General features: G+C 39.6%; 7 protein-coding genes, 1 rRNA gene and 1 pseudogene. 5 read left to right on the top strand and 4 right to left on the bottom strand.

Going from position 1 to position 8,038, the window contains the following annotated elements; translation table 11 throughout:
• Positions 1 to 75 (top strand): 5S ribosomal RNA (rrf, locus tag SLH51_RS24665); the annotation flags it as partial.
• A 661-nt stretch (positions 76 to 736) separates the two neighbouring features.
• Here the strand turns inward: rrf and SLH51_RS23975 are convergent.
• Positions 737 to 1,363 (bottom strand): exonuclease domain-containing protein, encoded by a 627-nt coding sequence (locus SLH51_RS23975; RefSeq protein WP_335964104.1) that lies wholly within the window; start codon positions 1,361 to 1,363, stop codon positions 737 to 739.
• 192 nt (positions 1,364 to 1,555) lie between these two features.
• On the opposite strand from SLH51_RS23975, the gene SLH51_RS23970 reads away from it, so the two are divergent.
• On the top strand, positions 1,556 to 2,287 hold the full coding sequence (locus SLH51_RS23970; RefSeq protein WP_335964103.1) for a sulfite exporter TauE/SafE family protein: 732 nt from the start codon (positions 1,556 to 1,558) through the stop codon (positions 2,285 to 2,287).
• Positions 2,288 to 2,585: 298 nt separating this feature from the next.
• Here SLH51_RS23970 and SLH51_RS23965 read toward each other — a convergent pair whose 3' ends face one another.
• Positions 2,586 to 2,870, bottom strand: a complete 285-nt coding sequence (locus SLH51_RS23965; protein ID WP_335964105.1) for a DAK2 domain-containing protein — start codon at positions 2,868 to 2,870, stop codon at positions 2,586 to 2,588.
• Between the two features lie 29 nt (positions 2,871 to 2,899).
• Positions 2,900 to 3,202: a DAK2 domain-containing protein gene (locus SLH51_RS23960; RefSeq protein WP_335964102.1), complete on the bottom strand. Its 303-nt coding sequence runs from the start codon at positions 3,200 to 3,202 to the stop codon at positions 2,900 to 2,902.
• A 267-nt stretch (positions 3,203 to 3,469) separates the two neighbouring features.
• On the opposite strand from SLH51_RS23960, the gene SLH51_RS23955 reads away from it, so the two are divergent.
• From SLH51_RS23955 to SLH51_RS23945, 3 genes and pseudogenes are all read left to right on the top strand, one after another.
• Positions 3,470 to 3,913, top strand: a complete 444-nt coding sequence (locus SLH51_RS23955) for an Lrp/AsnC family transcriptional regulator (protein WP_335964101.1) — start codon at positions 3,470 to 3,472, stop codon at positions 3,911 to 3,913.
• Positions 3,914 to 4,138: 225 nt separating this feature from the next.
• Positions 4,139 to 4,744 (top strand): YitT family protein, encoded by a 606-nt coding sequence (locus tag SLH51_RS23950; protein WP_335964100.1) that lies wholly within the window; start codon positions 4,139 to 4,141, stop codon positions 4,742 to 4,744.
• Positions 4,745 to 4,905: 161 nt separating this feature from the next.
• A pseudogene (locus tag SLH51_RS23945) lies at positions 4,906 to 4,992 on the top strand (RNA-guided endonuclease TnpB family protein); the annotation flags it as partial.
• Between the two features lie 155 nt (positions 4,993 to 5,147).
• On the opposite strand, the gene katG reads toward SLH51_RS23945, so the two are convergent.
• Complete coding sequence (gene katG / locus SLH51_RS23940) at positions 5,148 to 7,358, bottom strand: catalase/peroxidase HPI (protein ID WP_335964099.1); 2,211 nt, start codon at positions 7,356 to 7,358, stop codon at positions 5,148 to 5,150.
• Between the last annotated feature and the right edge of the window lie 680 nt (positions 7,359 to 8,038).

Here is an 8,038-nt window from a genome sequence, read left to right as displayed (position 1 = left end):
GAACACGGTCGTTAAGCTCTTTTGCGCCGATGGTAGTTGGGGGCTTCCCCCTGTGAGAGTAGGACGTTGCCAGGCAGTTTTAAAAGACAATCCAAATGGATTGTCTTTTTTAGTAAGAACAAAAAATATGCTCTGGTGCTGAAGAGCTCCCGTGAAGAACTACAAACCTAATCATCCCCGAAGAAGAGAAAGGATGACCTAGGACGTTGCCGGGCTTAGAAGAGGTTGAGGAACCCTCTACAATTGGTCAAGAGCAAGAAGGGACAACAGCGCCCCACTTGATTGTATAACAAAAGATTACCGAGCAACATTGCGCTCAAAGAACCTTCCCTCAACCCTTTCCCGTCAAGAATTTCTTCGATCCCTTCCTCGCAAACACCATAAGCTCTCCAGGAACAAGTTGCACAAATTGTTTTGATATCGGAAGGGATGACATACTTTTGAATGCATGACTCTATGTCTTCCTAAATTACTAATTGTCCGATCTTGAGTTTCAACTTTTTTAAAATGGCAGTATCTCGTTCATAAATCGCAGCATTTTGGCAATGGTAATCATCAGAATTAGGGTACTTTCACACAATTAATCAGGATCTTTTATGATTTCAATTGATGTATGCCGGTTGTTTCTCATAAATCTCAATTCAATGTGTCCATTTTCTTGACATAGTATGAAGTATCAGGATGAGCTGCTTACGAATGAGTGTCTCATCCCTTATTTCATACTTTTGTTTTCTAGTTAACTTGTTTTTAACGAGTTTCTCTTATTTTTGCTTTTCTTTTTGTTGGCACGTGCTGGCGTATAACCGTTGGCATAAACCGTTCCTTGACCAATTTCTAGTTTTTCAATGAGTTCTTCATGACTTGTAACATTGTTGTGTTTGCAAGCTTGAAGATATACTTGCGCTGCCACTTGAGCGTCTTCGAGTGCATGGTGATGTTTAAATTCAATCTGTAAATACTCTGCGACCACATTCAGTGAATAACTGTGTAGACCAAGCCATGTTTTTTTAGAAACATTAACGGTACAGTTATAAGAAATCGAAGGATATTCTAACCTGCTCTCATCTAGTGAGTGCCTCAATACAGACATATCAAAACTTGCATTATGGGCAATGACGAGGTTTCCTTCTAGCAAATGGGAGATGTCTTTCCACACTTTATTAAAAGATGGGGCACCCTTGACATCTTCAGGAGTAATCCCATGAATTCTCACACAAATGGGGTCAAAGTACATATCGTTTGGTTTAATTAATTGGTAGTATTCTTCGGCAACTTTGCCATTTTTCACAACAACAAGTCCAATTGAACAAACACTCGAGCGTTTCGTATTAGCGGTTTCAAAGTCTAATGCAACAAAATCCACTCGATCTCCTCCTAACAATAAAAAGTATCGACGTTCTATATAAGTTTATTAATATTTAAGTATAACGTAGATTTAAGTGAATTCCATCAAAAATATTAAATTATAGGATTTCGATCGTAGGATGCAGGGATCATATAAATCAATAATGTTCTCACACAAGAATGCACTGTAACTAATAGGGGGGTGAGGTGAATGATGGACTTAACAATAATAATAGTAGGACTACTTATTATGTTTCTGTCTGCTGTAGTTCAAGGGACAACGGGTTTTGGTTTTGCTTTGACGTCTATGCCATTACTGACAATATTACTTTCTATGCATACGGTTGTGCCGATTATGGTGGTATTTGGTTTATGTTCAAATATTTTGATTCTAATAAAAGTATGGTCCCATGTTAAATTTAAAAAAACATGGCTGTTTATCGCTTCAAGTGTGATAGGGGTACCTTTAGGAACGTACATTTTATTAATTATTGACCAAAATACATTAAAAATCATTACTGGATTTCTGATTGTATTATTTGCATTAGCGCTTTGGAGAGGTTATTCCTTAAAAATAAAAAATGAGAAATTGGCGTTAATTCCTGTTGGATTTTCTAGTGGACTGTTAAACGGCAGTATTTCTTTATCTGGGCCGCCAGTTGTTTTATTTTTAACGAACCAAGGTGAGAATAAAACAGCGTTTAGAGCAAACCTTACTTCATTTTCTTTGATTCTAAATATCATAACCATCGCTACTTTTTTCGTGGGAGGACTTATTAACAAAGAAGTGATGACATACGTGTTTTGGTTTTTTCCTGCTTTGTTTGTAGGAACGTTTTTAGGGATTAAAATAGCTAGTAAAGTCGAACAAGCCTTGTTTAGAAAAATAACGCTAGGATTAATTATTATTTCAGGGGTGTCGGCGGTTTTTACGTCTTTGTAAGAGGTATTTCGGGACGTTTTACAAGTGATGGAGGAGTAACCTGGCACAACCCCGAAGCAATGAGTGTAATCGCTACATCTTTTAAAAAAAACTTGAGAGGAGCGGGTTGCTCACTCACGGTGAGAAAGCCGTATGAGGGGAAATCTCACGTACGGTTTGATGAGGGGGAGCTGAAAGTAATGAAGATAGCCAAAAGGCTATCTTCCAGAAAACAGTTCTCTACTCTACTATTAAGAAACAGCATTCAAAATCCCCTTAAAAAACAAAGCTCCAACAGTAGCGCCAGGATCTTGACGACCTACTGATTCATCGAGAGATAACGTGCAGCCCTTCCTTTAAGTGACTTCATCTGAATCGTTTTCTTCATTCCTTCTTCAGCAGAAAGAAAGGCTTTTTCAGCCGATAGTTTAAGATCGTCTCCATTCTCAATCGATTGTTTAAGTGATTCTAAGCCTGGTACGAGTGAATCGAGGATTGTTTTATCACTAACTTCTGCTTTACCTCGTTCCTTAATTCCTGTAATCATTGCTTCGATAAATGAAATAAATCCTCCTAAGGTTAATTCAGTTTTATCTCGAAGTATTTTCCTGCTTTAATGAGTGCTGAGGCCATTCATGTGCCCATTGTTGAAGGAGCTTTTTCAGCCATGATCATTCCACTTGATAAGACGAACGCTCTAATATCATAACCGTCATATGTTTTGCTCTCCTCTTTTACAGCTGCGAAGCCTTTAGACATCGTTATTCCAATGTCCCCATCACCAAGTGCTCCGTCTAATTGGCAATGGTAGTTGGGGGCTTCCTCCTGTGAGCCAGGACGCTGCCAGGCAGGGCACGCTCCGCATAAAAATAGGAGAGATGATGGAATGAAGCCGCCTGTCAGTAGAGCGCTAGGAGGAGTGATTTTTATCGACATAAAAGCCATTTCGATTGTCGTTCGAGCAATCTTATTTATTAGGTTAGGTATACTTGGTGTTGGTCTTTCTCGATTGTTTTATAAAAGGCAATGTAGGGGGAATTTGACTACTTACATACTAGTTGCCGAGAAGAGGGTACGAGGAAATGTGGACGTTGAAAAGTAGAACACGCTCATTTTCATACAAGATCAATTATTCGTGGTAATATAAATTCATATGGTTTAGCATGGCCCTAATGTTAAAGAAAAAGAAAAGAAGGTGGATGAGTGGACCATACAGATATTCAGATGCTTACGATCCTACAAAGGGATGGAAGAAAAAGCTTTAGTGACCTATCAAAGGAGCTATCACTTAGTCGGCCAAGTGTAACAGAACGTTATAATCGATTGATCGAGCGTGGAGTCATAGATAAAATAAGTGCAAAGGTTAACCCCTCTGCGATAGGCCGAGATGTCATTTTATTCATCCAAGTAAGTGAGATCAATCTATCGTTTGAAAAGTTTGAAAACCTAGTCATTGAACATCCTGATATTATCGAGTGCCATTGTTTAACGGGTCAAGTAAACTATTTATTAAAAGCAGCTGTCAGTGATATGGCTCATTTAAGTAGCTTAATTGAGGAGTTTACTGGTTATGGAAAGATCAATTCATCGATTGTCATAAGGTCACCTATTAAAGATAAGATCGTACAACCTATTATTAAAGAGTAACGAAAACAAAGAACTGGCTACGTGGAATGGAACCACATAGCCAGTTCTTTTTGCAATGTAGAAGGTGGCAGGATCATTCCTTTTTACATTGTGAAGGAAAAAGGAAAGAACTTCATAAAAAATGTAAAGATAAACCAATGAAATGGTTCGCTTTGTTATATAAAAGAAAACCGATTTTTTTTACACTATTTCTAAAGAAGTAGATGTATTGAAGAGGAGGAAAGTATGAAGCATTTTATCTTTTTACTATTCGGTTGCTTGTTAACAGCCATTGGTGTCACGATAGTGGGACAATCGCAAATCGTTACAGGTGGAACAGCAGGATTAGCTTTAAGTTCTTCCTATATATTGGGGTTGCCATTTTATGTGTTGTTCTTTCTCATTAACATCCCTTTTTATGTTTTTTCTGTACTAAGGATGGGGTGGGAATTTACGTTATCCACCATTTTATCTGTATCCATGCTATCAACCATGACGTACTTTAGTTATTTGGTGCCTGAGATGACACTTACACCTTTCTTTGGAGGGGTGCTAGGAAGTGTTTTGATTGGGTTCGGTTTGTCGGTGTTGTTTTTAAACGGTTCTTCATTGGGCGGAGCGAATATCCTTGCATTATATTTGCAGAAAAAATTCGATTGGGACCCAGGGAAAGTTAATTTCGTATTTGACTTTGTTGTTGTGTTATCGGGGTTCTATTATTTAGGATTACTGAACGGAATGTATTCAATTATGAGCATTGCCATTTACTCGATCATCATTAGCTACTTTAAAAATCAAATAAAAGAGAGAAATCATCAAAAGGGGAAACAGCTAGTTTTGAAAACTAGTTAACGGAAAGGGTAGCAAAAGAAGCAGGGGGTGATCCTGTTTCTTTTTTATGGTGTGCCCGGCATGTCTAACAGCTAGGTGGTGAAAGTCCATTACAGACTTGGCGGTGATAGCCTAATCCATAACTGGTGGTTACACTGGTGTTCTTAGAATCCCCCACTTAAGATTTCTTACATAAGATCTCTACCGATATCATCAAAAACCACGATGTAATTGGAATCGAGAGTTTGCAAGTATCGAATATGATGAAGACAATCAGATCACAAGGTCGATAAGTGGCGGGTAGTTTAACGGTTGTAGAAGAGATAAAAATAGACGGATGCGTTCGTTTACGAGCAAATATGAAAACAAGGCATGGAGACCACTCTCCATGCCTTTGTTCAATGTGTGCGGTTTTTCTTATAGTTTAATTGCTTGTTAGTTCCGTTTTCTTAAGCTTAAGATCGAAACGGTCTGCGTTCATGACCTTGACCCAGGCAGCGATAAAATCACTTACAAACTTCCCTTTGTTGTCGTCTTGAGCATACACTTCTGCAATCGCACGTAACACGGAGTTTGAACCGAATACAAGGTCCACTCTCGTTGCTGTACGCACGACTTCACCAGTCTTGCGATCGCGTCCTTCAAATACGTCTCCATCTACAAACTTCCACTCTACTCCCATGTTAAGCAGGTTAATAAAGAAGTCGTTAGAAAGCATACCAACACGATCCGTGAATACGCCGTGTGATGTACCACTGTGGTTTGTTCCTAGAACACGCATACCGCCGATAAGTGCAGTCATTTCTGGTGCAGTAAGGCCCAGCAGTTGTGCTTTGTCTACAAGGAGCTCTTCTGAACTCACACTATACTTTTTATTCTGATAGTTACGGAAACCATCAGCGACCGGCTCTAACACGTCAAAGCTTTCTACATCGGTTTGCTCTTGTGTCGCATCGCCACGGCCAGGAGCAAACGGAACCGTTGCATCAAAGCCTGCATCTTGTGCAGCTTTTTCTACTGCGGCACTTCCGCCTAGGACAATCAAATCAGCAATGCTGACTTCTTTATCTAATTGACTTTGAATGTCTTCTAATACAGTTAGGACTTTTTCAAGTTGTTCCGGCTGGTTCACTTCCCAGTCCTTCTGTGGAGCAAGGCGGATGCGGGCCCCATTTGCACCACCGCGATTATCAGAGCCACGGAACGTACTAGCTGAAGCCCACGCTGTTGTTACAAGTTCACTGATCGTAAGTCCTGAATCCAGGATTTTCCCTTTTAATTCTGCAATTTCTGCATTTGTTAATTCATAATCAACAGAAGGTACAGGGTCTTGCCAGATCAGATCTTCATCTGGAACTTCTGGACCAAGATATCTTGCTTTCGGACCCATATCACGGTGCAGTAGTTTGAACCATGCACGAGCAAAGGCATCTGCAAATTCTTCTGGATTCTCATGGTAACGACGAGAAATTTTTTCGTAATCTGGATCCATACGTAGTGCCATATCTGCTGTTGTCATGATTGTCGAAACACGAGCCGATGAATCTTCTGCATCTGGTGCAAGATCCTTTTTGGCAGGATTTACAGGAGTCCATTGATGTGCGCCTGCAGGGCTCTTTGTAAGCTTCCACTCATATCCAAACAGGAGGTCAAAGAAACCATTATCCCATTGTATCGGATTCGCAGTCCAAGCACCTTCAATTCCGCTCGTGATTGTATCACGACCTTTACCGGAACCGTGCGTGCTTAACCAACCTAAGCCTTGTGCTTCAAGAGGAGTACCTTCTGGCTCTCGACCAACAAGTGCAGCATCCCCTGCACCGTGTGCCTTACCAAAAGTATGACCGCCTGCCACTAATGCAACAGTTTCTTCATCGTTCATTCCCATACGTGCAAAGGTTTCGCGAATGTCACGAGCACTTGCAAGCGGATCTGGATTCCCGTTTGGACCTTCTGGGTTCACATAGATCAGACCCATTTGAACGGCAGCAAGAGGATTCTCAAGCTCACGATCGCCTGTGTAACGGTTATCACCTAGCATTTCAGATTCAGAACCCCAGTAGATGTCTTCTTCTGGGTACCAAATGTCTGCACGTCCTCCGCCAAAACCAAATGTCTTACCGCCCATAGATTCAATCGCAACATTACCTGTTAGAAGGAATAAATCGGCCCAAGAGATTTTATTACCATATTTTTGCTTAATTGGCCATAGCAGTCGACGTGCTTTGTCAAGGTTGGCATTGTCAGCCCAGCTGTTAAGTGGAGCAAAACGTTGTGAGCCCGTTCCGCCACCACCACGGCCGTCACCAGTACGATATGTACCAGCAGAGTGCCAAGCCATTCGGATAAACATTGGACCATAATGTCCATAGTCAGCAGGCCACCAATCTTGACTGTTTGTCATTAAATTATGAAGATCCTTCTTAAGAGCATCGTAATCTAACTTTTGGAATTCTTCTGCATAATCAAATTCTTCCCCCATAGGGTTCGTTTTTCTGTCATGCTGATGTAAAATATTTAAGTTTAATTGGTTTGGCCACCAGTCTTTGTTTGTTGTGCCGCTTGATTTCTGACTAGTAGCGCTACCGTGCATTACCGGGCATTTTCCAGTGTTAGTAGTTTTTTTAGTGTCCATAAGTGGTCCTCCTTTTTTAACTACATCAGATAGTAGATAATTATTCAACTAGTCGTAAGAAATTCATACTAAAATATAATAGTTATTCTTATGTAATTATCATAGTAAACTATTACCAAAAGTGAAAGAAAAAATAGATTATATTCAAAATAATATAGGAGCCTTACAAACAATACAGAGTTTAAAACTGAAAGCTTGATCTTTCACTATTAAAATAATAACGAGCTGCTTATCGATGTTTGAATAGCGAACTGGAGGGTATAGGTAAATATTTCCATTTTATCAATTTGAGTAAACCGTCTATCTATCCCTTGAACTTTACTCTTCTTTCAATAAAGCTACAATAATTTGCATTCTTATGGAATGGTGACTATGAAAGATAAAATAAATTAATTATTTTTCTTAAAAATGGAGCTAGCTTTACTTCTTAGTTAAATAGGAAGAGTATTTAAAAGTGACTTTGGAGAGAGCGAGAGAGAAATAAAGATTTATATTTAACTCAACTTTCGCACCAATAAAAGTTCAATAAGCTCACCCAACAGTAGTTGCTGACGTCATTGAAATACTTTCATTGACACGAAAAATTTGCATAAAAAAACACCCCCGTTTGGTATAGTTGATTTGTCGAGAATCAAACATTCCATACAGAAGAGGTGTCCTCTATATGATAACGAATAATG

This window comes from Halalkalibacter kiskunsagensis, from assembly GCF_037027555.1.
Taxonomy (GTDB): Bacteria; Bacillota; Bacilli; order Bacillales; family Bacillaceae_D; genus Halalkalibacter; species Halalkalibacter kiskunsagensis.
The sequence above is the reverse complement of the archived record's forward strand: the minus strand, read 5'-3'. Positions and strand labels throughout refer to the sequence as shown.

Coding starts and splice junctions, on each gene's coding strand:
- SLH51_RS23970 (WP_335964103.1), top strand. CDS start 1,556: ATGATGGACTTAACAATAATAATAGTAGGACTACTTATTATGTTTCTG.
- SLH51_RS23960 (WP_335964102.1), bottom strand. CDS start 3,202: ATGTCGATAAAAATCACTCCTCCTAGCGCTCTACTGACAGGCGGCTTC.
- SLH51_RS23950 (WP_335964100.1), top strand. CDS start 4,139: ATGAAGCATTTTATCTTTTTACTATTCGGTTGCTTGTTAACAGCCATT.
- katG (WP_335964099.1), bottom strand. CDS start 7,358: ATGGACACTAAAAAAACTACTAACACTGGAAAATGCCCGGTAATGCAC.